The sequence below is a fragment of the Algoriphagus chordae genome, assembly GCF_003254055.1.
Lineage (GTDB): Bacteria > Bacteroidota > Bacteroidia > Cytophagales > Cyclobacteriaceae > Algoriphagus > Algoriphagus chordae.
On record NZ_QKZT01000002.1, the window covers coordinates 383,153 to 407,134 of the forward strand.

The window sequence follows — 23,982 nt, forward strand, 5'->3', positions numbered from 1 at the left end:
TTATTTGATAAAATTGTATTCGTAGTGCGAAAGAATATGCCCGTCATTATTAAGGATTGTTTCAAGCCTTCCCAACCTATCGTAGTTATAAATCACAGCATGATTCTTTGCGTCCAGTTGAGACCATTGCCCAATCCCAGGGATATAGGTATAGGTATTCATTTCAGATCCAGGTGGATGGATCCTTATTTCATCAACGAGGACATTCGTGCCTGAGATAGAAAGTGAAGTTGAGGTGACATCGCGTTCTACTAGTTTCCAAGTAGTGGTTAGGGTCTCAGTAGCTCCCAAAAAAGTCCAGGATTGGGTCCCTGTGGAGACTTTGGCCCAAAAGCTCAGCTTAAATTTGTTTGACGTGGACGCTCCCGTCACAGTTCTGGATATTGCCCCTCCTGACAGATTGTAAGCATTCCTTCCTGTTCTGGCCTCAGTCCATCTTAGCACTGTTTCCGGTCCGCTGTAGGTCCAGCCTCCTTTTTCATTGGTTTCAAAAGAAGTATAGGCGATCTGTGCAGCAGTTGCATTTTTAACTTCGGCAATGGGGTAAGCTCCATCATATGCCCAGATAAAGGAATTTGACTGTGAATCGGATTGGTTGAAGCCTGTGATGTTGCCACGAGTGTCATATGTGGAAAATATTAGCCTTGCCTGATAACGGGTATCCCGGGTTACAGCGGAAGAGCCGGAAATTGTAAGCGGAGTAAATGAGGCGACCGCGAGAGGAGAAGCCAGTTCAAGAAAATACATAATATCAGGAAGATAATAAGTTCCCGAAGCCTTGAAATAAGTCAACTGACCTCCTACTACCTGGGCGTTCGTGCCGTTCAGATTCTGGATCAATGTATATTGTTCTATAGGCTTCAGGATGTTTCTCAATGTGAGTTGCTTAAGAATATTTGGATATCCAGTGTAAGTTGTGGCTGGGTTGATAACCTGAAAGGGGTATCGATATCGGGTTACCACAACCTCTGGATTGGAACTTACCCAAACTTCTTCTTGGGTAAGCTGTAGATAAGTAGGATCGTAAGTCTTTAATGTGGTGGTAGTAAGCGCTCCGGTTGGATTGATAATAGATTCTATTCGTGAATTTTCCACATATGCTCCCGTTTGCTGTTCAAGCTTTCTAATCTGATAAGTCATGAGATCCACAGAGGTGCCATTTTCGTCAATACAGGTAGAATTAAAAGGAGGTATATATCCATCATCAATAAACTGAATGACTGCTTGGCTAACTGCGATATTCTGGCTTTTCAATTTTGTATAAGCGATAACAGTCTGGGAGACATCCGTACCAGCTGCATTTTTAACTGTTTTTTTGGTCAACTTACCCCTTTCCCAGCTGCTTGAATTGCGGTGGGTTTTATTGGAATAAGGTACTGTCATAAAGAGGTCAGGAATATGAGTATTGTTATCAAATTCGTAAAGAATCTTACCGTTTGTCCCATTTATATTCTCATACTCACTGACCTTCAAGTAGACAACGGGGCTATCATCGTAACCTGCTCCTATTGCCGAGTTAGAATAAAACATCCTGACTCTTTCCCTACGACTACAGCCAACAGATTGGCAAGTAGCCCTGGATTCGGATTCTGTAGCAAAATAAAACAAGCTTTGTGTGAAGTTTTTGATACCTGTACCGGTCTCCCCTTCCCCATATTTATATTCTTTGGAATAAACAGAGGATCCAGTTGTATTGGTGATTCTCTTAATCCGTAATCCACCTCCATATTTGGTCACTGAACCATCCACATATTTGTGGGGCTCATAAAAAAACTCTGTATATCCTTTCGTGGGATGAGTGATCCTTTTTAGCATACCTTCTTTCAAGTAAGTGGTATCACTTTCACGATTGCCACCACCAATATCAATGTTTGAAACCGCAGTCGCTGTATTCGGTTGATATTGTATTGTCTGAAATGGAATCAGACTTGAATTTGGTTTTCCATTATAGAAACCAAACCAATCTCTTCGTCTGCTTTTTGTTGCTTGATCCCAAGAAAATGAGTTGGTATGATAGCTAAAGCTTTGTTTGTTTATAATTGTATTAGCCCCATCTTTTTCAATTAATTCGTCTAGTTTAAGACGCGATACGCCGCTGAAATAGCTTTTTGTTAACTGGTAGGATTTTATGAGAGTGTATTCCGTGCCGATTTTACTGTAAATCTCAATCCGGTCCAATGCATTCAACCCGGTAAGATCTGATCGTTTCGAAGTATTAATAATAAACTTGACTTTACCTGTCTTATACCTGATTTCATCGATGCCTAGGCTAGTTGAAAATGAACTTGTGTTGACCTCCTGTTGGATATAAGTTCCACTCCTACATGGAAGAAGAGAGGGACTTGTTGAATTACATTGATCAATTACAGTCACATTATGTTCAATATCCACCAAAGATTGATTTCCTAATGGCTGATATGTGATTTCTACCTTATCATCGGAATTAGGGGCAAATACTTCAACTAGATACCATGCAGTAATCCCTGATACAGAACTACCACCAGCTCCTGTGGTAGTGGTGTTTTCAGTAAAATTCAAATTGGCTGAATTTTTACCGAACCTATATCTGACACCATTTTCATCAGTTATATCAAAAAAACTGAGGCTGGCACCTACTGCTAAATTTATCGGAGCTTCCGGAAATAGGTAGGGAGCCTGTCCATTCTGTCGCAGGTAAAACTTCCCACTCTTTCCAGGCATACTATAGGAAAAAATGTCTGCCTCCCGATCTACACCTGCATTTGCACTGTTTTTCTTATAAAGCCAATTATATTTATCAGTAACCGTGTTACCTATACAGTAATTATCTACCATATAGTCATTTGATCCTGTTAAGAAATAAAGATTATCAGGCATTTTCTGAATTTGCCTAGTAATCTGCCCCCCTGCAATTACTGACCATCCTAAACCTGCCCAACTTGCCTGATCGGTGTATTTAATACCTGAGGAATGGTAATTGAGAGAGATGGGAAGTTTAATCGGTCCGGACTCAACTGTGTAGAGGGGAATTGAGATATTGGGCACTCCAGTGTACAAATTGACATCATAATTCCCATATCGTTCAATACCTGAAGCATTGGGTGACTTTTGAATGGGCTTGGGAAAGTTTTTGTTGACTTGAGTCTGAATATCACTAGGTAATTGAGCCATTGTAGCAAAACTTACCAATAAACAGAAGAAGGAGATAAGAAGAGATGGTCTGAGTATTTTTTTTGCCCACATAAGATCTAGATGAGATATTTCGGGCAAATAATGAAAGAATTTAAATTCTAAACAATACCATATACACGGAATTTTTTATATGAAAAAATATATTTATACAAAATTATATTTGTATTACAACAGATTTGAAAGTATCACAAATCTCATTTTTCTGTATACATTTAAAAAGAATAGGCCAAAAACTATTAAAAAACTCACTTTTAAGCAATTATAAGTTTAGCCATAATTCTAGAACTCAGACAAAATTTAAGTGAATAGTTCTGAGAAAAAGTCAATTGTCAAACAGATTAGTTCAAACAATTATTTTTAGTAAAAAATACTAATGAAGATTTTTCAGAATATTTTATGATTTTTAAAGCTTTTCACAAATAATGGATCCTCCCTATTAGCAGATATAGTTTGATTTAAGTAAGACAACCCTGCCCCATTCATTCATGGCAGACACTAAAACAAACTATTATAAAGGAATGATTGACATCTATGACTAAACAGCATAGAATTATTAAAGATGTGTTTCTTTGGTCTTGTAAAAGACCTGCGCTACACTTTGCAACCATCTGTCTAGCGTTGGGCAAACGCTGATCAAGGCAGAATGAAATACCGAGAAGAAATACTAGAAGTGGTGCCAGATAATCAGAACTACCATGGGCAAAGCAGAAGCATCAGCAAAAGTTAAATTAGCAGCCCGAAAGCAGCAAGTAAAAGATCCTGTGCAATTCATTGAAGTAGTGGAAACCGAACTGCTCGAACTATGTGAAGGAAATTTTGTTAGAAACCGAATCAAACCTTCTGATTTTTCAGCATTGCAAAAACACTGGGGTTCTTAGCAATAATAATAAAAAAAGGAGGGCAGAAACGGGGAAAATTTAAACCAAATTAAATCCATTTGAATTTACAAGACTCAACAGAAAGGGCATAAAACACAAAAAGTTGATCGTAAAACGATCACCTAATTTATTAGTATTAAAAGTGCTACAAAATCACATAGATTTTCAGTGATTTATGTGAAAAGAGGACAAAAAGGGGGACAGGTTCATATTGCTTTTTCAATTTTAAAATTTATTTGAATTCAATCATTTTAAACCTCTCAAAACATGTTTACGATTTTTGAATGATCTTTTTTCTTTTCGATGTGAAATCAGAAAACGAACCTCTTTTCCGAAGAGACAAAATATGAAAATGAACCATTGAATTTCCTGTTAATTTGAAGGCATTTATGCTGTCCCAGGATCAAATTCAATTGAATGGATTTAAATCCTCCTCAGCCTCGTACAATTCGTACGGTACGAGGGGTATGAGCAGTACGAGGTGTACGAAACTCATAGTGCTTAATTAATAAAGAAAGCACAGTTAAAGAACGGAATTCTGACTACGATTTATGAATCACCAAACCACTTCCTTGACATTTTCCGTCAAATCCTAATTAATAATTTGCTCATATCCAAAGGACTACTTAATTCGAATTACAATCTAAAATTTTAAGATTTTGTTAATCGCACTTGACAGTTTCGGCTTTCGTATTTCTCCACGCAAAGGATTAACTGGAAAATGCCAAATATGTGGCAATCCAGTAAAGGCATATTGTGGGAACATTATTATACATCATTGGAAGCATGTCGCAGAATTAAATTGCGATCCATGGAAAGAGCACGAATCGGAATGGCACAGGTCATGGAAAAATGAATTTCCAAAAGATTGGCAAGAAGTAATAATGAACAAAGGCAATAATAAACATATTGCAGATGTTAAAACGAAAAATGGGCTTGTGTTAGAACTTCAGAATTCCTCTATATCAAGTTCAACAATTGAAGAAAGAGAAGATTTTTACGGAAACATAATTTGGCTGATTAATGCAAAACCATTTCAGGATAATTTTATGCATTTCAGTATAGTAAAAAGTAAATTATTAGAATTAGAACGATCCAAGTATTCCTCACTTTCCTATTATCAGAAGGAAGACAGTAAGATTATTAAAGATTTAAAAGAGAAAATTGAAGATTGTAAATCAGATTATACAAATCTATCATATGAAGTCCCAAGTCTAGAAAGACTCCGAACTGAAATTATCGAATTAAATAGCAATATTGAAAAAACTTTAATCAGCTATTTAACTCAAAAATACCTATTTAGTAGAATTTTAAATGAATTCTCATGCAAAGAGAAGGAAGCAATATTATCTATCCGTTCTCAAAAAGAATTAATAAATACTGAAATTCAAGAATGTAAAAAGACTCTGCAAAAAATAGAAAGTTTCCCAGGCTCAGAAGTACCAGGTTTTGAGCATTATAAAATCATACCACACACTGCAGTTTCATCCTCTTCCTTTAGCAAATGTCGTTTAGTCGAAAAAGAAACAAAAGACTCTCTCTTCCCCTTCACTCTTCCGTTTCACTCTAAAGAAGAATTTGAGCAGATTTCAAGTAATAAAAATTATATTCTAATTATTGATCTAAACGAGGTATTGGAAAACATTCATCAAACAATAAACTCTCTCTCATTAGAATTAAAACAACTTGAGAAAGCAGAAAATAATAATCTAAGGTATATGGAGGTTCAACTTACTGATTTTCTAGAGGTAGAACTAAAAAAGTGTTTATCGAAACTCAAAATCAGAAAAGATAAAATAAAACAGGTTAATCAAAGTATTGATAGTTTACAAAATGAAATAAAGTGGCAAAAAGAAAATGAAGAAGATGAAAGAGAACTTGAAATTACGCAGCAAGAAGAAATGCATGAATTAGAAAAAAACGAGATTATGACCAGATTTAAAGGTCAATTTTACTACCAATGGAAGCATAGAAGACAGAGTTGGAACTATGCAAAAGCCCGAATTTTCGTGGATTTTAAATCACACATTTCCGAACTTGTCAGCGATACAACCCTTAGAAAATTAAGCAAGACCGACTTCGTACATCTAATAAAAAATTGGAAGTAAACGACAATGTGGCCAGTAATAAAATTTTTAGGAACAGTTTTTATTAGCTTTTTTGCCATGACGGAGCATAGGGGCCGAAAATCCATTTCCTCTTTTTGCTGTGGCATGGGGAATTTGGATAATTTACATCGTTAGCTTGCGCTCGAAAAGAAAAAAGAGCTGGACAAAGAGCGGCTGATCCGGGAAATACTGAACAAGCTCTAGAATTCAAAAAGGAACTTCAGCGAAGCAAAAGATCCTAGAAGGAAAAAGCAGAATGAAGCAAAACTAACCAATCGAAAACCCGCTCTTGAAAGAAAGGGATTTTTCAGATGAGCATTTTGAATTAATGATAGCAAGAATCCAAGCCCAAGAAAAAAAAAAACAACTAGTAAGGATTCCATCGTTTCAGATCTGAGGGTTTTTAATAATCATTGTTTAAACTACAAAAGTACTTTCTGATAAAAAAAAGGAAGATTACTTCTCCCCTTCTGATTCAATTCCTAAAATATAATTAGCTGCTTGATGGGCTTTTTGAGCAGCGTAGATCAGCATTTTTGGATCATCTTGCAACGGCTTCATCCATCCTTTTAGGTAAGCCAGCGAATTTTTGAAGTTGGCATCTTTGATTCCAGCATAAGCATTCAGGAAACTGGCTCCCATTTCCGCGATCAATTCTTCTTTCGAATATTCAACAGAGCCGTAGCCTACCAAAGCCGGTCTTTCTGAAAATCTACCCAAACGGCTACCATGTCCAGTCGAATGCAGCATTTCATGAAAAAGAACGGAATAGTACTGCTCGTCCCCTTTAAATGATTCCTTATTCGGCATATTGATATAATCAGCAGATGGACTGTAAAATGCGTCATCGCCATAATGAACAATTTTAGGACAATCGGAATATCCAGAAATAATCTGCTCACAAGTTTCAATTGGATTAAATACTCTCTCAGTGCTTTCATTTATGGAAAATTCGATTCCTTCAATTTGGTCGATGTTGAAAACTGTCCAGATAAACGGAGTGAACTTTCTTCCATAGAGATCCTCGTCTTCTCCAGCTTCATTTTTGGTTTGTCCTTTGACGAATTTGGAGATCTTCCAGAATACGACTTTGGTCCCTTTTTGGCCTTTTTTGATATTTCCTCCAAGCTGTTTCGCTTGTTTGAAAGTTAGAAAATAGGATTGGCTGAATTTTTTGGATATAGTCACCCATGCTAACCAAAGCGCATTGAACCCCAAATAAGGACGATCTGAAGCAAAGTTTTTAGGGGCATTTTTCTGATCCCAAACTTGTTCCCAAGTAAGGTTTTCATTTTGGATACCCTCGATGATTTCATTGGTTACGGTTTCCGCTAGTTTGTTGAAGTTTTCCCAAGCTGTCATTTTAATTTTGTTTTAAGTGTTGAAAAAGAGCCAGCTAGCCCCAAAGAATCCCCCATCATATCCAAGGATGTAAGGAACATCGACCCGACAAATCCAGAGCTTTTCCCTGGAGTCAGTAGAGCTTGGTTTTTCTGGGAGAGTGGGGATATTTGGCTGAGTAGTGACATTTTTTTTATCCACTGGTGTTGAGGTACCGACCGACAAGCATTTTCAGGAAAAGCTGGGGCTGGATAAGACAAAAACCTGAAGTGAAATGTCGGAGGCAGTTCGTAGGAAACCGTCATTTTGCGGAAGGGCAAAGCGGATTTTTGACGATTCCAGAATCAGGTTTTCACCTTTGCTTGGTTGGACGGTATAACACCAGTAAAAAACCAGAACAGATCAGACAACCCACTCGGAAGAAAAACTCTCCCTGACGGAAGGATTAGAAAAGCGAAAAATGGCTTGCCCCCCTAAAGGAGGATTGGGTCACTTATTCGAGGAGCGGCTTTCCTCTGTTTCAGGCTTGACGGAACAGGGTAACTAAAGCGGATTGAATGTGTGGCTGTGTGGAGCTGAAAGCTATTTGACTGCAGCGGAAGAATGGAGAGAAAAAAAATTGCTGTATGCGGAGAAATGGGGAAAGGTCACTGTCTATCTGAATGACCACCCCATTCCCAGACCTGTCGGGAATGGGTCAAGGAAAATGAAGTGAGACTGTGACCGTGGGGAAGAGTAAATCTCTTCAGGAATAAAGCGCAGCAAGAAGTCATTTGAAAAATGGTGCGCGAGTAGCGGTATGGATAGAGCGATTTACTATAGGGATTTAAAATTCAACTATTTACTGTAGCACAAACAAGAAATTTTTCGTCCTTTATAAAAAGATTTTGAATTTTTAAAAGTCAATTTTCCATTTTCCCATTTAAACAAAAATCATATGAAAGCCAGAATCTTAATAAGCTTAATCTTCCTTACTATTTTCTTTTCATGTCAAGAAAATAGTAAGGAAGATGGGAACAGATTTTTGATGTGAATGGCCTTTATGAAGGCTACCACATTTTCGAATTTAAAGAAGATGGCACTTATATTGGCGAAATGGCAGCTAGAACACTCGATACAAAAGAACTTATCGGCTATAGAGGTATTGAGGAAGGGATTTATGTGATAAACGAAAATAAGATTACTATGACCCGAACAAAAGGATTCTCACGAAACATCAATGATCCTTCTTTTGTAGATGACAATTCCCCCTTTCCAACTTTTGTACCAAAAGATGCCCTTATACCAGACAACGGGCCACAGGAAATTTATTATTGGATAGCAGATGATTTTTCAGAATTACGATTTATCTGTCCTGAAAATTCAGCCGATTACTGTGTAGAATTTACTACTTATATCAAGGTAACTAACCCTTGACATCTAATGGTATAAAACATGCCGTGTTCAACTCCTAAGTGCTTCCCTAATTCCTTTTTTGCTTCTCTAAATTAGAACCTTGATTACCTTCTTAAAAAATATCAACAATGATTAGGTGATAAAAAAGGGAGCCTAAAGCCTCCCTTCATCTGCAAAAGAGAAATACCCTTCACTGGTTACGATGATATGGTCTAGGACAGGTAAATCCAAAAACTTCCCTGCTTCAACGAGTCGCTTGGTTAATCTCTCATCTTGGGAACTTGGAAGTAAATTTCCACTAGGATGATTGTGACCAAGGATTATCGATTGGCAGTTACTCTTTAACGCTGCTGCAAAAACCAACTTTGGATCAACGACCGTTCCGGCAGTTCCACCGTTTGAAATCTCTACAACTCCCAGAACTCTATTACCTCTGTTCAACAGGATGATTTTGAAGGATTCAATAAACTGGATTTTATCCTCTCCCCAAACTTCCTTGAAAATCTGGTATGCACAGTTGGAACTACTCACTTTTCGTGCTTTCAGAACATCAATTTTTGGCTTGTAAACTAGCTCGATTTCGGCGACTTGGGACTGTGTTTTGATCGTTTCCATAATAATAACGGTTAGGAGTTAGAAATTAATTATGGTGCAACCCCAGCTTTTGAGTGATCAAGGCCAATTGGAAACTGAATAAATGAAAGGTTGTGGGCAGGCGGTGTTTATGCGGTAGTCTATTGGCCGCTTCAGATGTGAAAAAGGTAATTTTGAAGCATTATTGATATCACTACCAGTTTTTATAGTTCACTCTACATTATTCGTGGTGGCATTCAGGGGAAACCTTAGTATCTTAGGAATTTCCAAAAGCTGCAGCAATTTTTGAGTAGCCTCAAATAATTAAGTTAAATGAACATAGCCCAGATTGAATCCAACCTTCAAAATCTGATCAAGTCCTTTTCCAAAGAAACTTTCATTTACGATCTGCTATTGGCATACGGCCTGCCCAAAGCTTCCATCACCAGATTGCAGAAAGGAAACCTCAACTTGTCGAAATCAGAAGGCGAAATTTCCTGGAAAAAGAAACTTCGATTCCAAGAAGAGTATTCTGCCGATTTGCATCTAACTATTTCTGAGCTAGCCCAGTCCATCAAGCATGAAGAGCGATTTGTAATCGTCACAGACTATGAGCTTTTTCTGGCTATAGATTCCAAAACAGGTGAAAAGCTGGATATAGAACTGGCAGAGCTACCGAAGCATTTTGATTTCTTTCTGCCTTGGGCTGGGATGGAAAAAGCCCAACACCGAAATGAGAATCCAGCTGATGTCAAGGCTGCAGAGCGAATGGCAAAGCTTTTTGACGAAATCAAAAAAGACAATCCCGTCAAAACAGAGGAAGATTCTCATGCCCTCAACGTCTTTTTGACCCGGCTTCTCTTTTGTTTTTTTGCTGAAGACACCCACATTTTTCAGGATGGGCAGTTTACAAATGCGATTAGCTCGCACACTGCTGTAGATGGCCATGATCTTCGTTCCTATCTGGAGAGTCTATTTGAAGTTTTGAATACCGCTTCAAAAGGTCGAAAAGATCTACCCGCTTATTTAAACGCCTTCCCTTATGTCAATGGAGGCTTATTTAAAGATTCTTTTCAGGTACCTGAATTCAGCCGAAAATCGAGACAACTGATCATTGACGCTGGGGAGATGAACTGGAAGGATATCAATCCGGATATTTTCGGATCAATGTTCCAGGGTGTTATCGATCCGGAAAAAAGAGGAAGCTTGGGGGCGCACTATACCTCTGTGCCCAATATCATGAAAGTCATCGAGCCACTCTTTCTGGATGAACTGAAGGAGGAGCTTGAAAAAGCAAAACACAATCCCAAAAAGCTCAACGAACTACTCTACCGTCTGAGTAAAATCAAAATCTTCGATCCGGCCTGTGGCAGTGGCAACTTCCTGATCATTGCCTACAAGGAACTCCGAAGACTGGAAATAGCGATTATCCATCACCTTCAGGACTTGCAAAAAGCTGCGGCTGGATTTAACAGTAAAAGCGAACAACTTTCCTTTATCCCTAAGGCTCAACTTAGCCTGGCTGCATCTTTTCAAGTAGAGTTGTTTTCCAGGATTCAGCTGAGCCAGTTTTTCGGGGTAGAGATCGATGACTTCGCCCATGAGATTGCACAACTATCGCTCTGGCTGGCCGAGCATCAGATGAATGTGGAATTTTATCGGGAATTCGGAAAAACCAGCCCTACTCTACCACTAAAGGAAGCAGGTAAGATTGTTTGTGGAAATGCCTGCCGGTTAAAATGGGAGAAAGTTTGTCCAAAGAAAGAAGGCGATGAGATTTATATTTTGGGCAATCCACCCTATCTGGGAAAAAAAGAACAATTGGTGAACCACAAATTAGATATGCAGCTTGTCTTTAATTCTCAAGATGGATTTAAAAATTTAGACTATATATCGATTTGGTTCTTTTTGGCAGCAAAATATTGTTCAAACACTCCAAAATGTAAAGCCGCTTTTGTTTCCACAAATTCAATTTGTCAAGGTGAGCAAGTCGGAAATTTTTGGATCTTAATATTCTCACAAAACATTGAAATTATTTTTGCTCACACTTCTTTCATGTGGAAAAATAGTGCGAAAAGCAATGCAGGAGTTGCTGTGGTGATAGTTGGAATATCAGCAAAAAACGGCTCCATCAAAAAAATATATTCTTCAGGAAAAATCATACAAACACAAGAAATTAGCCCATATCTAACTTCAGGAACAACAACAATTGTAACAAAAAGGTCTAGACCCCTTTCACAAATTCCTGAAATGACCAATGGAAGCATGGCGAATGATGATGGGAATTTCTTTATTGATCATGAAGAGTATATCCAGCTTCCTAGCCATTTAAAAGTATATTTTAGACAAATCCTTGGTGCCAGAGAATTGTTTTATTCTTTTAAAAGATATGCTTTATGGCTTAAAGATGAGGACATTGAAAAGGCGTTGGAAATTGATCTAATAAAGTCAATCGTAAATAAAGTAGCCAAGTACCGAGCTGGAAGCACAAGAGAAGCCACTAGAAAACTAGCAAATACCTCACACTTATTTGGAGAAATTCGACATAAGAGCGGTCAGGCATTAATTATTCCAGGCCTTTCAGCTGAAAAGCGAGACTATATACCAATAGACTTCTTAACTAATGGGGAAATCGTGAGTAATTTGGCCCAAGTTATTTTTGACTTTGATCCTTGGCTTTTTTCATTACTCAGTTCTAGGTTAAACATTGTGTGGGTTCGAGCTACATCTGGCTACTTTAAGAAGGACTTAAGGTATTCTCCTGTATTATCATATAATAACTTTCCTGTTCCCTATATTTCCGACCAACGAAAACAGGAAATCACCCAGTGTGTATTCCGTATCTTGGAAGAAAGGGAGCGGCATTCTGAAAAAACATTAGCACAGCTATATGATCCTGATAAAATGCCAGCCGGATTGCGTGAAGCACATCGTCAAAATGACTTGGCTATTGAGCGATGCTACCGCAGTCGGCCGTTTGAGTCAGATGAAGAACGATTGGAATACCTCTTTAAACTCTATGAGAAAATGATCGCAGAAGAGAAAGTAAAGGACTCCCTTTTTGAAAAAGAGAAAAAAGGAAGGAAAGTGAAAAAATGATGACAGACACTCAACTTAAAGAAACATTAAATGATTTAGTAAAGCTTCCTCGTGAGAGCGAATGGGTGGAGTTTAAGCTAAACTTTCATTCTCCTGAAGAAATTGGGGAACGAATATCTGCATTGTCAAATGGTGCATGTATTCATAATCAACCCTATGGCTATTTAGTTTTTGGAGTGGAAGATAATACGCACATCATCAAGGGAACAACCTTCAAAGCTAAATCCCACAAAAAGAAAAATGAGGATCTAGAACATTGGCTTGCTACTCGGATAAATCCAAGGATTGACTTCCAAGTACATGAATTTGACTATGATGCCACTCGCCATATATCCATCTATATCATCCCAGCAGCGAAAACTCAGCCGGTAGAATTTCTTCACCAAGCATATATCCGTATCAACACGATTACCAGGAAAATAAATGACTTCCCGGAAAAACAAGCTAAAATTTGGAAGAAAGAAAGTAAGCCTTTTGAAAAAGAAATTGCAATGGATAATCTCAGCGTATCTGATATTACTCACTTTCTAAGTGCCGAGACTTATTTTGACCTAATGAAACTCCCCTATCCTTCCAGTGTAGATGGAGTAATTGCAAAGTTCATAGAGGAAGGATTAGTAGTAAAGCATAAGACCTATGCTATTACCAAATTGGGAGCTTTATTATTTGCCAAACAACTGAGAAATTTTGAAAGTACTGAGCGAAAGGCTGTAAGAGCAATCGTGTACAAAGGCAAGAATAAGGTCGAAACAGAGAGGGAACAGATGGGAGTAAAAGGATATGCACTGGGTTTTGAAGGTTTGGTGGAATGGGTAAACAGTCAGCTTCCAGCAAATGAAGAAATAGGGAAAGCCTTGCGAACTGAAACTCGAATGTATCCAGAAATAGCTATTCGGGAACTAGTTGCAAATGCCCTTATTCATCAGGACTTCTCTGTTAAAGGATTTCCTATGATTGAAGTATTCAGTGATCGCATAGAAATATCTAATCCTGGAAATCCATTGGTTACCCCTGAGCGTTTTATCGATGCATATCTTTCCCGAAATGAAAAGCTAGCAGATCTGATGCGTAGGATGGGCTTTTGTGAAGAAAAAGGAAGTGGATTAGATAAAGTGATCTTCTATAATGAGCTCTATCAGTTACCTCCTATAAATGTAATTGTGGCAGAAAACAGGACTAGAGTTAGCATTTACCACTACAAATCTCTGAACAATTTGGATAAGAAAGAAAAGATTAGGGCATGCTATCAGCATGCTTGCCTAAAACACGTGTCAAATGAAAAGATGACAAACCAAAGTCTTAGGGATCGCTTCAAAATCGAGGATCATAATTATTCAATTGCTTCGAGAATTATAAGGGACGCATTGGCTGAGGGAGTGATAAAAGAAGAGGATCCAGAAAACAAATCCAGAAAGTATGCTAGCTATATCCCATTCTGGGCATAGATCTTATGTGATCGTTATGTGATCATAGGGAATAAACATACAGTAAGCCGCTGATATTCAATAGAATTTTATATGAAGCTTATGTGATAAAAAATTAGAATCATGGCTGGATTGCTGATATTTGGATTTCCCTTAATTGTTGAAAAGACTTTGGCTAAAAAGAAATAAACTGAAAATAAATTATTTAAGAAGTGCCCTAGAACTCATTCAAGCCACTTTTTCTCTTTTTTCTTTAAAAACAAATAAAAATAAAGTCAGAGAATTGGACTGAAGTTTAGCAAGTGATGAGGTAGAATTCTTATGTGACGGTCATGTGATCCCTTAGCATTTTGATAAGTTAAAACACTGATAATCAGCCTAATTTTATGTGATAGTTATGTGATAGGCAACAAAAAAACAAAGTGTATTGATAGATCAAAAAGTTCATCTAATTCATTATTTAGCTCAGATGAATTAGACGGGATTTAGATAAACTTTAGACGAAAACAAAATATATATTATTGATATCCAGATATTTATAGGTTTAAATTTAGACGATTTAGACGGATTTTAGACAAACTTTAGACCATTAACCTTTTTGAAATGCCCAATATAGTAGAAGTAAATTATCACCAGACTGGCCAAAGTACCCAAACTAACCCTATGGGAATGCGCGATATGCAAGCCCGGGCATATGAGGCCAGACATGCCCAATACTTATTGCTGAAAGCTCCACCTGCATCCGGGAAATCCAGGGCATTAATGTTCTTGGGTCTCGATAAACTTTTCTACCAAGGCATCAAAAAAGTGATTGTCGCTGTACCGGAACGTTCTATCGGGAGTTCATTTGCACATACTGATCTAAAATCCCATGGATTTTTTGCAGACTGGAAGCCAAACGATGCCTATAATCTGTGCATGCCCGGAAGTGATGGGAGCATGAGTAAAGTCAAGGCTTTTCACAATTTCATGGCAAACGAAGAGAAGCTTTTGATCTGTACCCATGCCACACTGAGATTTGCATCAGAAGAATTGGAAGAAAAAGTATTTGACAATTGCCTCCTTGCAATAGATGAGTTTCACCATGTTTCCGCGGATATCAATAATCGTCTGGGTGATATCCTTCGGAATATCATGCAAAAGTCTTCGGCGCACATTATTGCGATGACCGGCTCCTATTTCCGGGGTGATAGCGTGCCGGTACTTCCTCCGGAAGATGAAGCTAAGTTTGAAAAAGTCACCTACAACTATTACGAGCAGCTGAACGGATATAATTACCTGAAATCCCTAGGAATTGGCTACCACTTTTATCAGGGCAGATATACAGAAGCCATTCTGGAAGTATTAGACACGGACAAAAAGACCATCCTTCATATCCCAAATGTCAATTCGGGTGAATCCACCAAAGACAAGCACAACGAGGTTGATTTTATCTTGGATGCGATAGGAGAAGTAATAAGGCAGGATGCAGAAATTGGTGTGATCTATATCAAACGGCACTCAGATGGCAAAATCCTGAAAGTTGCTGACTTGGTAGAGGATAATTCCAGGGAGCGGGATAAAATCGTAGAGTACCTGAGGAAGAGCAAAGACGAGGAGGATATGGATTTGATCATTGCTTTGGGTATGGCTAAAGAAGGATTTGACTGGCCTTATTGCGAACATGCCCTGACTGTTGGTTACCGTGGGTCCTTGACTGAAATTATCCAGATTATAGGCCGATGCACACGTGACAGTAGCAATAAAACACATGCACAGTTTACTAATCTAATTGCCCAGCCAGATGCTGCGGATGATCAGGTAAAATTATCCGTCAACAATATGCTGAAAGCCATTACAGCTTCCCTCCTGATGGAGCAGGTCTTGGCTCCCAACTGGAAATTTAAAACCAAACTATCCGATGAGGATAAGGCAAAGCCAGGCGAACTCAAAATACGTGGACTGAAAGAACCAAGCTCCAAAAGAGTAAAAGACATTATTGAATCGGACTTAAATGACCTGAAGGCGGTAATTCTTCAGGATGATCAAATGCTCAAGGCTATGCCAGGGAATGTAGATCCAGAGGTAATCAATAAAGTTCTAATCCCGAAGATCATCCAAGTGAGATACCCTGACCTCTCGGCCGATGAAGTAGAAGAAGTTCGCCAGCAAGTTGTGGTCGATTCTGTGATTAAAAACGGTGAAGTCAAAGAAACCGGGGACAAACGCTTTATCCGAATGGCCAATACATTTGTGAATATAGATGACCTTCATATCGACCTGATTGATCAGGTTAATCCTTTTCAGAAAGCTTTTGAGATCTTGTCAAAATCTGTGACTACCAAAGTTCTGAAAGTGATCCAGGAAACGATAGAAGCAACCCGAATTTCAATCAGTGAAGAAGAGGTTTTACTTCTTTATCCTAAAATCAAGGAATTTATAGCCATGTATGGCAAAAAGCCAAATATCAATTCTGGAGATCCATTGGAAAGAAGAATGGCAGAGGCGATCATTTACATCAATGAACAAAGAAGGAAGCATGCAGCATCGTAAAAAGTATTCTTCTTTGGATGAAATTTTCAATGATGAGGAGTTTCATCTGATCGAAGAGAAAAAGAAAGTTTCATCAACAAGTACTCCTGATGATCGTTTGCTTGCATCTTTTCATCAGATCAATGACTTTTTTGCAAAAAACGGAAAAGCCCCAGAAGCGAATATCTCCAATGTCTCCGAATACCAGCTTTACTCCCGATTGAAAAGTATTCGGGAAGATGCTACTAAAGTTGAAATGCTGCTGCCTGAAGATATCCATGGTCTTCTACAAAAGAAAGATACTCTTGCAGTAGAAGAACCGAGCGGGAAATATCATAAGAAACCAAAGCAGGAGATAAAATCCATCAGTGATATTCTGAATGATGATCTGGATATTTTGGGTGACGATGCAGGACTTTTTGATTTTAAACATACGCCTAAACCGGAGGAAAGGGTAAGTGCCGATTTTGTAGCCAAAAGGAAACCCTGCAAAGATTTCGCTACCTACGAACCGCTTTTCAAAGAAGTGCAAAAGGATTTGGCAGAGGGCAAGAGGAAACTGATAGATTTTAAAGTGGACAATCTGAAAGAGGGTGCATTTTATGTCCATAATGGAGTTCTGTTTCTATTGGAGCATGTGAATATTTCCCAAAAAGAGCATTACAGAGCCGATGGTACCAGAGTACGTGAAGATGGAAGGACAAGGTGTATTTTTGAAAATGGCAACCAATCCAATATGCTTAAACGGTCGGTAGAAAAGATTCTTTATGCCAATGGAAAGGTAGTCACTGAGAATTTTGAAAAAATAAACCAGTCATTCCAGGAAAACTTTGGAATGATTACCGAAGAAGACGAAGAATCAGGCTTTATCTATGTGCTCAAATCTTTGAGTTCCAATCCGGATATAGCATCAATAGACAACCTATTCAAGATCGGCTATTCAAAAATCGCGGTAGAAGACCGGATCAAAAATGCATCAAAGGAGCCAACCTACCTGATGTCAGACGTGAAATACATTGCTGGATGGAAATGCTATAATATGAACACCCAGAAATTCGAACAGCTGATTCATAATTTCTTTGGTTCTTGCTGTCTGAACATTGACGTATTTGACGAAAAGGGCAAAAGATATACGCCTAGGGAATGGTTTATCGCCCCTTACGAAGTGATCGAACAGGCAATCGGGTTAATTATTAGTGGAGAGGTGGTAAAGTATCGGTATGACAGCGAGGAGGAGAGGATTTTAAAGAAACAATATTTTTAAAAGAATTAATGGAACTAGTATTTAAAAAAGAACATAGATCAATAAAACAGTTTGAGCCTATTTCGATCGCTGATTTTTGTATCATAACAGGATTAAATGGTTCAGGAAAAACCCATCTCTTACAAGCAATTGAAACTGGAGCAGTAGAGATATCAAATATTCCTTCAAATGAGATCATATATTACAACTATTTCGACTTTAGCCTAAATTATGATGTTCCTCCTTTGACAACTGGAAATAGACAACAAACTACAAGTATATCCAAAAACACTTCTAAGGATAACTTTGCCAAGAAATCCTCAGCATTAAGCCAAAGGCTAACAAAAGAAAGAAATGAAATTCTTCAAGGCTATAAGGTCTTACCTCAAGGGTTATCTCAAATTGAAGACAATTTTTTGCATTGGGCTCAAAATAGCGATCATTTTATTTGGTCAGAGGAAGAACTATCATCTTATAAGGATTTATTAAAAACAGAGGATTTTACGTCTGATCCAAATGGATCTTTTGTGAAATTATCCAAAAAAGCCGAGTCTGTTTTTCAAAGCACAGGATTGATACCAAAAGTTTCAGACTTTGAATTGTTAAAAAACTTGATTCCCAAATGCCAAATTCTGCAATTTTTTAAGCAGGTAGGTTATAATTCAAGTTTGCTTGATTGGAGTGAAAAAGATTTAGAAAATTACTTTTTATACTGTCAAAACAACCCTGATTTCAATATTTGGGATGATTCGGCAAAAACACATCTCTCTCAAGGCTTTATTAACTTAATAATGTCTATTCAAGACTCCCCTAATTCTTTTGTAGCAATAAATGAACATAGTTTATTGAATTTTAGAAGGGAAGGCTTGGAAGTATTTGCAGATTTGGAGAATTTTTTGAATGAAAAAATGCCTACTAATTCTTTGAAAATGCTAAAAGGATTATCTGGTAAAAATGGTATTTTCTCACCTCTCCCCTCAGAAAGTGGATTTCTAGATTTATACCAATTATCCCTTGAAGAAAAGCAATATCAAATAACAAAAAAACAGAATGATTTCAATAGGTATTTGAAAGCTAAAGATGATCCATCTGTTTCATTTCTTGATGATGATCAATTTATAAAGGCTAATGGTGAATCTCCAGTATCAATGCTTAATGAAGCACTTCGCGTTTACGATTGTAACGGATATGTATTTAAAGCAAGCCAAATACCAGATCAAATCGGGATAGACTTTAATTCTCATAACATCCATATTCAACTTTTCAACAAAAAAAAGGGATACAGTACTGATATTAATTCATTATCATCAGGAGAACGAACACTACTGGCATTAACTTTTTATGTGTATAAATTGAAGTTTAAAAAAAGGCTTGTTGCCAGTATATTATTACTAGATGAAATTGACTCTTCCCTCCATCCATTTATGAGTCAAAGATTAGTTGATGTCTTGTACACTTTATTCCATCAACAGTTGGGACTAAAGATAATTCTATGCACCCATTCTCCTTCTACAGTTGCATTCGCCCCTTGTGAAGATTCTCTTTATGTCATGAAAGCTGAAGGAGACCCAAAACTAATAATGAGTAGCAAGGATGCAGCATTAAAGGAATTGACTCATGGTGTCCCCTCATTCAGCGTTAATTATGAGAATAGGAGGCAAATATTTGTTGAGAGCAAGTTTGATGTTGAATATTATGAAGCCATTTACAAGATTTTTAGAAATAAATTGCATCCTGAGATTTCTCTCAATTTCATTGCCTCAGGAGATGCTCAAAAAGATAAAAATGGGCAGCCTATTTCGAACTGTACTCAAGTTATCGAAATCACAAAACTTTTGAGGAATGGGGGAAATAAATTTATTTGGGGGATTATTGACTGGGATCTGGAAAAACAATTACCTGATTGTAAGTTTGTAAAGGTACTAGGATGGCAGAGCAGATACAGTATCGAAAGCTATATTTTAGATCCACTTTTGGTGGCAATACTTGTCCTAGTTGAAAAGTTTCAGGATCCTAAGGAATTTGGTCTGCAAGAAGATTTTAAGCTTCACATGCTATTTAATTTAGATGAACCTTCCATTCAAGTAATTATAGATAGCATGATTAGGATGTTGAATTTCGATTCGACGGTAGACCTGTCGGAGAGGATTGAATATTCGACCATATCAGGAAAGAGGCTTTTATTACCTAAGAATTTCACTGAATTAAATGGCCACGATTTAGAAGCCAAATATTTGAAAGAAATCCCAAAGCTTAATTCAATTAAGAAAAATAAAGAGAATGAGCTTAAAAATGCTATTATTAAAAAAGTAATTCAAGAGTATGAAGAATTTACTCCCAAAGATTTACTCGATATACTAATAAGCGTCCAAGAAGTGTGACACTTCAGAAAGTTGAATCTTATTTTGGTAAAGTAATGTGGTATAAAAAAAGCCCCGAAGGGCTTTCAAATCAAAATTCTTCAGAATCAGGTTCATTGACAGAGACATAAACTGTATGGCTTTTTCCGAACTGATCTGAATTTAAACCTATGCAACTTTAATTTTAAATAATTCGAACAATTTTGTCTTAAAACATATTTAAATATTTTTTTTATGCCTCATAAAGTATACATAGGTTATAAAGGCATTTTTGGTAATGAACCCTTTTCTGAATCTGACTTTTTAAAAAAGATACCACTAAGACTTGCTATAGGAGTTTGTTCGCGTATAGGTTCCATGTTATATCTTAGACAAAATGAAAATCACATTCAAGCAGCACTTCTCGACTTCCTAATTCGGAGGCAAAATATTCAGGTTAAAAGCCTATTGATAAATAATGCTAGGAATTACTTAAATGGAGGTGGACAAATATTTCTATCTCTTTATTTAAATGCTTTTTTAAAGTATTGCCTTGAGAATTGTAAAGATTTCGAATATAATGACTCTGATATCACTAATGACCTATTGATTTTCAAAAACTATTTAATCCAAGCAGATAAATTGAATTATGGCTTTTCAATCTCATTGGAATCCAAAGATCAAAACGATTTTTTTAGAAAAAATAATTGGCCAATTTATATTGGACAGATTCACCACAATATTGAATTAAATCCTTTAACCGCATTCTTCAAAGGGATTCTAATATTAGATTTTTTTAAAAAAAGTGAAGAATGGACGGAGAATTATAAAAAATACTTAGAACATTATGAAGTATCTAATCATACACATTTTTTACAAATATTAATGCAATTCATAATGGAAGCTGTTACTAAAAAAGATCAATTTTTCATTAAAACTGACCCCTTTGGCATAAAATTCTTTTCAAACTTTGAGTTTAATATAGATAAATACAAATCAAGTAAGGATAAGGATCTTTATATTCTCGAAAACCCATTATTTAATAGTGGAGATGATATTTTCATGGTTTTAAACTATAACTATCTCACTAACAAATTATTCCATGGAGTAATTTTTGATTTTTTCAAGAGATTAAATACTAAAAACAAGAATTTTATTGAATACAAATCTAAGATTGGAGACTTATTTATAGAAAAAAATTTATTTCGGAGGATTATCAAAACCATTTTTAAAGAAAATTTCTACAAAATTCATTTTGAATATAAAGTTCAGAATAATTTTCCAGATGCTTTGATTATTAGGAAAAACAGGGTTTTTATTTTTGAAATTAAAGACTCTTTGTTGTCAAGTAATGCAATTCAATCAAGAGACTACATAGTCATTGAAAAAGAAGTTGATAAATTTTTTGTCCAAGGTAAAGGGGTAAATCAAATCGGAAAATTTATAGACAAAATTGCGAATGGTGATAACCCCATTATTCAAGATCATGGATTGATACTTTCAAAAATTGAGATAATTCCAATTATAATTTACACTGATGATTCTTTTGATCTCCCTGGAGTAGGAGATTACCTGAATAAGGAGTTTCAGACCCAATTGAAAAATGGATCTGACTTCAAGAAAATTAATGATGTACTATTTATAAATTTTGACTTTCTAATTGAATACATGGATGTATTACAAAGTGGAACTGCAAGTTTCGAGAGATCAATTATCAAAATCTATTCTTTAATGCGGAAGAGGAGACGGCTTTCTGAAAGGAAAAAGACTATAGAACACTTAGACAAATATCACCAAAAATTTGATCAGTATTATCATTCTGTAAATACAGTTGATGAAAAAAGAGAATCATACGTTGAGTTTGTTTATACTGAATTAGGAATAAAAGATTCATTTTAAAATACGCATATAAATGATTTTGGAGATTTGTAAACCTCGATAGTAAACTACTGAAGCACAATCACCCTATTATATATAGCTTATAAAAACGAAATGGAAAACAGCAATCAGAAACTATTAGAAAAAATAAACTTCCTACTTGTAAAAGGCCAAAACATTACCCAAAACTACCTTGGCGAAAGGTATGAAAGGTATGCCCCAAGAATTTTATTTTCTGAGTTCAAGACGGGGTCACTTTCATTCATTTCAAATGTATTTGGAACCGATAGTGACTATTACCGACAATTTAAAGCAGCAACAAAGGGTTCTTTTTACTACGACATAGAATCAGCAATAGGAATTCTTAATGCAATAAAAACAGAAATAGAATCCGGGTGGTTAATTTCATTTAAGAAACTAGTTGAAGCAGATGTGTTTTGTGATTTTCTAGAAATGGCGGAGTATCTATTAGAAGAAAAATATAAGGATCCAGCTGCAGTTATGATTGGCTCTGTGCTAGAGGAGCATTTAAGAAGTTTATGTTTAGAAAACTCCATTCCAATTTTTGATGAATCCAAAGAAAAACAGATTCCAAAAAAAGCAAGTAGACTGAATGATGATTTAGCAAAAAATGGTGTTTACAATAAATTGATTCAAAAGTCTGTGACGAGTTGGTTGGATTTAAGAAATAATGCTGCTCATGGAAAATATGAAGAATACAATATAGACCAAGTGAAATTAATGTACCAAGGGGTATCCCAATTCTTAAGCAAATAATCGAAAAATCAAAAAAAGCCCCGAAGGACTTTTTAATTAAGATTCCTCAGATTCAGGCTCTTTGACAGAAACATAAACTGTGTGAGTTTTTCCGTACTGATCCGGTTCATTGAGTTTGGCGACGTTGAACCTGACGTAGGTTTCTCCTTCGTATTCGAAGGTGTGGTTTTGAAGTTCAGCCATGTTGAGACTTACTTCGACAATATCCATGTTTTCGACTTGCTTGCCTTTTCCGATGTACTTTTTTGAGAATGCCATAGTATTTTGGTTTTAGTTAAAATTTATGCAGGTCTATTTGGAAGGCTTGGAGAGTGAATAAAAATTAGAATTCAAAAACTGGGAGGCAGTCCGTAGGAAACCCCGTTTTTAGTAAATTCTGCTCAAAGCCCCAATTTTTTGAAACTGACAGGACGACTGACCTTTGTGCATACAATTGGACAAAACCGGAAATAGGCATTGAATTACATCGGTAAAAAACTTAAGGCAAAGAAGAGATAAGTGGAAAGGGGCTCATACATCTATATTCTAAAATCACCTATTCATAAAAGTCAGTCCAAACTCTTCCAACTTACGCAAAGCATCACCAACACGGGAGAATCTCCTAAGCTCCAAATTACGAATGGCTTCTATAACTAGAAGCCTCATTTCATTACCTTTCTTCTTTCGCTCCTCCCATCCATCTGAGTATCCAATCCTTTCAAGCTTAGCCGCTATCCGAAAGTTAAGAATTTCGAGCTCCGTAAGGAGAGCTATATTTTTCGGTGATAGTGAGCGATCCATTTGATAAAATTATGAATCTCTATCGGAATGATTGGGAGGGATACGTTTTCTTCTCGGACGGAGATTGACATTATTTTGATGAGAGTCCAGGCTTGAGAATATCCGTGGATATTCCGGAGCATGCTGACCCCTCCAATCCGGAATGTTTTCAAGAAGTGAAAGTGCCTTTACAGGCAGGATTCGACTGACATTCCGGCACATGTTGACCCCTTTAGGATAGATTTTCGGTGGTATTCCGGAGCATGTTGACCCCCACGGTTGAGATTCCGGAGCATATTGACCCCTCTGATCAATGGTTTTGGTTTTTTAGCGGACATTTTCGATAACCGCTAACTATAATCCAATGGCTGGAAAACCTAAACCTATGAGTCAGATAAAACAAATGATCATACTTAACAGGCAGGGAAAGGGAGTCAAGACAATCGCCCGTATGCTGGATATCAGTAAGAATACCGTCAAGACTTA

Annotated in this window: 15 protein-coding genes; 11 read left to right on the forward strand and 4 right to left on the reverse strand. The window is 36.9% G+C overall.

Annotation, left to right across the window (positions count from 1 at the left end; all coding sequences use genetic code 11):
- The gene (locus LV85_RS03645) at positions 1-3,150 is read right to left on the reverse strand and encodes an RHS repeat domain-containing protein (protein ID WP_111316817.1); all 3,150 of its coding nucleotides are present in this window, start codon (positions 3,148-3,150) and stop codon (positions 1-3) included.
- A gap of 716 nt (positions 3,151-3,866) precedes the next feature.
- On the opposite strand from LV85_RS03645, the gene LV85_RS03650 reads away from it, so the two are divergent.
- Together LV85_RS03650 and LV85_RS03655 are read left to right on the forward strand one after the other, a co-directional pair.
- A complete protein-coding gene (locus LV85_RS03650) occupies positions 3,867-4,049 on the forward strand; it encodes a hypothetical protein (RefSeq protein ID WP_111316818.1) in 183 nt (60 codons plus the stop codon).
- A 659-nt stretch (positions 4,050-4,708) separates the two neighbouring features.
- Positions 4,709-6,157 (forward strand): hypothetical protein, encoded by a 1,449-nt coding sequence (locus LV85_RS03655; protein WP_111316819.1) that lies wholly within the window; start codon positions 4,709-4,711, stop codon positions 6,155-6,157.
- A gap of 456 nt (positions 6,158-6,613) precedes the next feature.
- On the opposite strand, the gene LV85_RS03665 is transcribed toward LV85_RS03655, so the two are convergent.
- The gene (locus LV85_RS03665) at positions 6,614-7,519 is read right to left on the reverse strand and encodes an ArdC family protein (RefSeq protein WP_111316821.1); all 906 of its coding nucleotides are present in this window, start codon (positions 7,517-7,519) and stop codon (positions 6,614-6,616) included.
- Between the two features lie 1,008 nt (positions 7,520-8,527).
- Between LV85_RS03665 and LV85_RS03675 the strand changes: the two genes are divergently transcribed.
- Positions 8,528-8,914, forward strand: a complete 387-nt coding sequence (locus LV85_RS03675; protein ID WP_111316823.1) for a hypothetical protein — start codon at positions 8,528-8,530, stop codon at positions 8,912-8,914.
- Positions 8,915-9,046: 132 nt separating this feature from the next.
- Here the strand turns inward: LV85_RS03675 and LV85_RS03680 are convergent, their stop codons facing one another.
- Positions 9,047-9,508, reverse strand: a complete 462-nt coding sequence (locus tag LV85_RS03680) for a JAB domain-containing protein (RefSeq protein ID WP_111316824.1) — start codon at positions 9,506-9,508, stop codon at positions 9,047-9,049.
- Positions 9,509-9,799: 291 nt separating this feature from the next.
- Between LV85_RS03680 and LV85_RS03685 the strand changes: the two genes are divergently transcribed.
- The 7 genes from LV85_RS03685 to LV85_RS03715 all read left to right on the forward strand — a co-directional run bounded on the left by LV85_RS03685 (position 9,800) and on the right by LV85_RS03715 (position 22,737).
- The gene (locus tag LV85_RS03685) at positions 9,800-12,565 is read left to right on the forward strand and encodes a class I SAM-dependent DNA methyltransferase (protein ID WP_111316825.1); all 2,766 of its coding nucleotides are present in this window, start codon (positions 9,800-9,802) and stop codon (positions 12,563-12,565) included.
- Positions 12,562-14,010 (forward strand): RNA-binding domain-containing protein, encoded by a 1,449-nt coding sequence (locus LV85_RS03690; protein ID WP_211318373.1) that lies wholly within the window; start codon positions 12,562-12,564, stop codon positions 14,008-14,010. The genes LV85_RS03685 and LV85_RS03690 overlap by 4 nt, the downstream gene beginning before the upstream one ends.
- Positions 14,011-14,592: 582 nt before the next feature.
- Positions 14,593-16,521 (forward strand): DEAD/DEAH box helicase, encoded by a 1,929-nt coding sequence (locus LV85_RS03695; RefSeq protein ID WP_111316826.1) that lies wholly within the window; start codon positions 14,593-14,595, stop codon positions 16,519-16,521.
- Positions 16,490-17,764, forward strand: coding sequence for a GIY-YIG nuclease family protein (locus LV85_RS03700; RefSeq protein WP_245942129.1), 1,275 nt, complete (start codon positions 16,490-16,492; stop codon positions 17,762-17,764). The genes LV85_RS03695 and LV85_RS03700 overlap by 32 nt, the downstream gene beginning before the upstream one ends.
- An 8-nt stretch (positions 17,765-17,772) precedes the next feature.
- Positions 17,773-20,124 (forward strand): AAA family ATPase, encoded by a 2,352-nt coding sequence (locus LV85_RS03705; protein WP_111316827.1) that lies wholly within the window; start codon positions 17,773-17,775, stop codon positions 20,122-20,124.
- A gap of 213 nt (positions 20,125-20,337) precedes the next feature.
- Positions 20,338-21,981 carry a hypothetical protein gene (locus tag LV85_RS03710; protein WP_111316828.1) on the forward strand — a complete coding sequence of 548 codons (1,644 nt, stop codon included), beginning with the start codon at positions 20,338-20,340 and terminating at the stop codon, positions 21,979-21,981.
- A 93-nt stretch (positions 21,982-22,074) separates the two neighbouring features.
- Entirely contained in the window at positions 22,075-22,737 is a 663-nt protein-coding gene (locus LV85_RS03715) for a hypothetical protein (RefSeq protein WP_111316829.1), read from the forward strand.
- Positions 22,738-22,773: 36 nt separating this feature from the next.
- On the opposite strand, the gene LV85_RS03720 is transcribed toward LV85_RS03715, so the two are convergent.
- A complete protein-coding gene (locus tag LV85_RS03720) occupies positions 22,774-22,995 on the reverse strand; it encodes a hypothetical protein (RefSeq protein ID WP_111316830.1) in 222 nt (73 codons plus the stop codon).
- Positions 22,996-23,881: 886 nt separating this feature from the next.
- Between LV85_RS03720 and LV85_RS22450 the strand changes: the two genes are divergently transcribed.
- Positions 23,882-23,982 (forward strand): helix-turn-helix domain-containing protein (locus LV85_RS22450; RefSeq protein WP_394336106.1); only part of this gene is annotated, 101 nt, incomplete at its 3' end.

Bases quoted from the DNA above. Each gene is read 5' to 3' on its own strand.
- LV85_RS03645 (WP_111316817.1), bottom strand. From the start codon at position 3,150: ATGGCTCAATTACCTAGTGATATTCAGACTCAAGTCAACAAAAACTTT.
- LV85_RS03650 (WP_111316818.1), top strand. From the start codon at position 3,867: ATGGGCAAAGCAGAAGCATCAGCAAAAGTTAAATTAGCAGCCCGAAAG.
- LV85_RS03665 (WP_111316821.1), bottom strand. From the start codon at position 7,519: ATGACAGCTTGGGAAAACTTCAACAAACTAGCGGAAACCGTAACCAAT.
- LV85_RS03680 (WP_111316824.1), bottom strand. From the start codon at position 9,508: ATGGAAACGATCAAAACACAGTCCCAAGTCGCCGAAATCGAGCTAGTT.
- LV85_RS03685 (WP_111316825.1), top strand. From the start codon at position 9,800: ATGAACATAGCCCAGATTGAATCCAACCTTCAAAATCTGATCAAGTCC.
- LV85_RS03690 (WP_211318373.1), top strand. From the start codon at position 12,562: ATGATGACAGACACTCAACTTAAAGAAACATTAAATGATTTAGTAAAG.
- LV85_RS03695 (WP_111316826.1), top strand. From the start codon at position 14,593: ATGCCCAATATAGTAGAAGTAAATTATCACCAGACTGGCCAAAGTACC.
- LV85_RS03700 (WP_245942129.1), top strand. From the start codon at position 16,490: ATGAACAAAGAAGGAAGCATGCAGCATCGTAAAAAGTATTCTTCTTTG.
- LV85_RS03705 (WP_111316827.1), top strand. From the start codon at position 17,773: ATGGAACTAGTATTTAAAAAAGAACATAGATCAATAAAACAGTTTGAG.
- LV85_RS03710 (WP_111316828.1), top strand. From the start codon at position 20,338: ATGCCTCATAAAGTATACATAGGTTATAAAGGCATTTTTGGTAATGAA.
- LV85_RS03715 (WP_111316829.1), top strand. From the start codon at position 22,075: ATGGAAAACAGCAATCAGAAACTATTAGAAAAAATAAACTTCCTACTT.
- LV85_RS03720 (WP_111316830.1), bottom strand. From the start codon at position 22,995: ATGGCATTCTCAAAAAAGTACATCGGAAAAGGCAAGCAAGTCGAAAAC.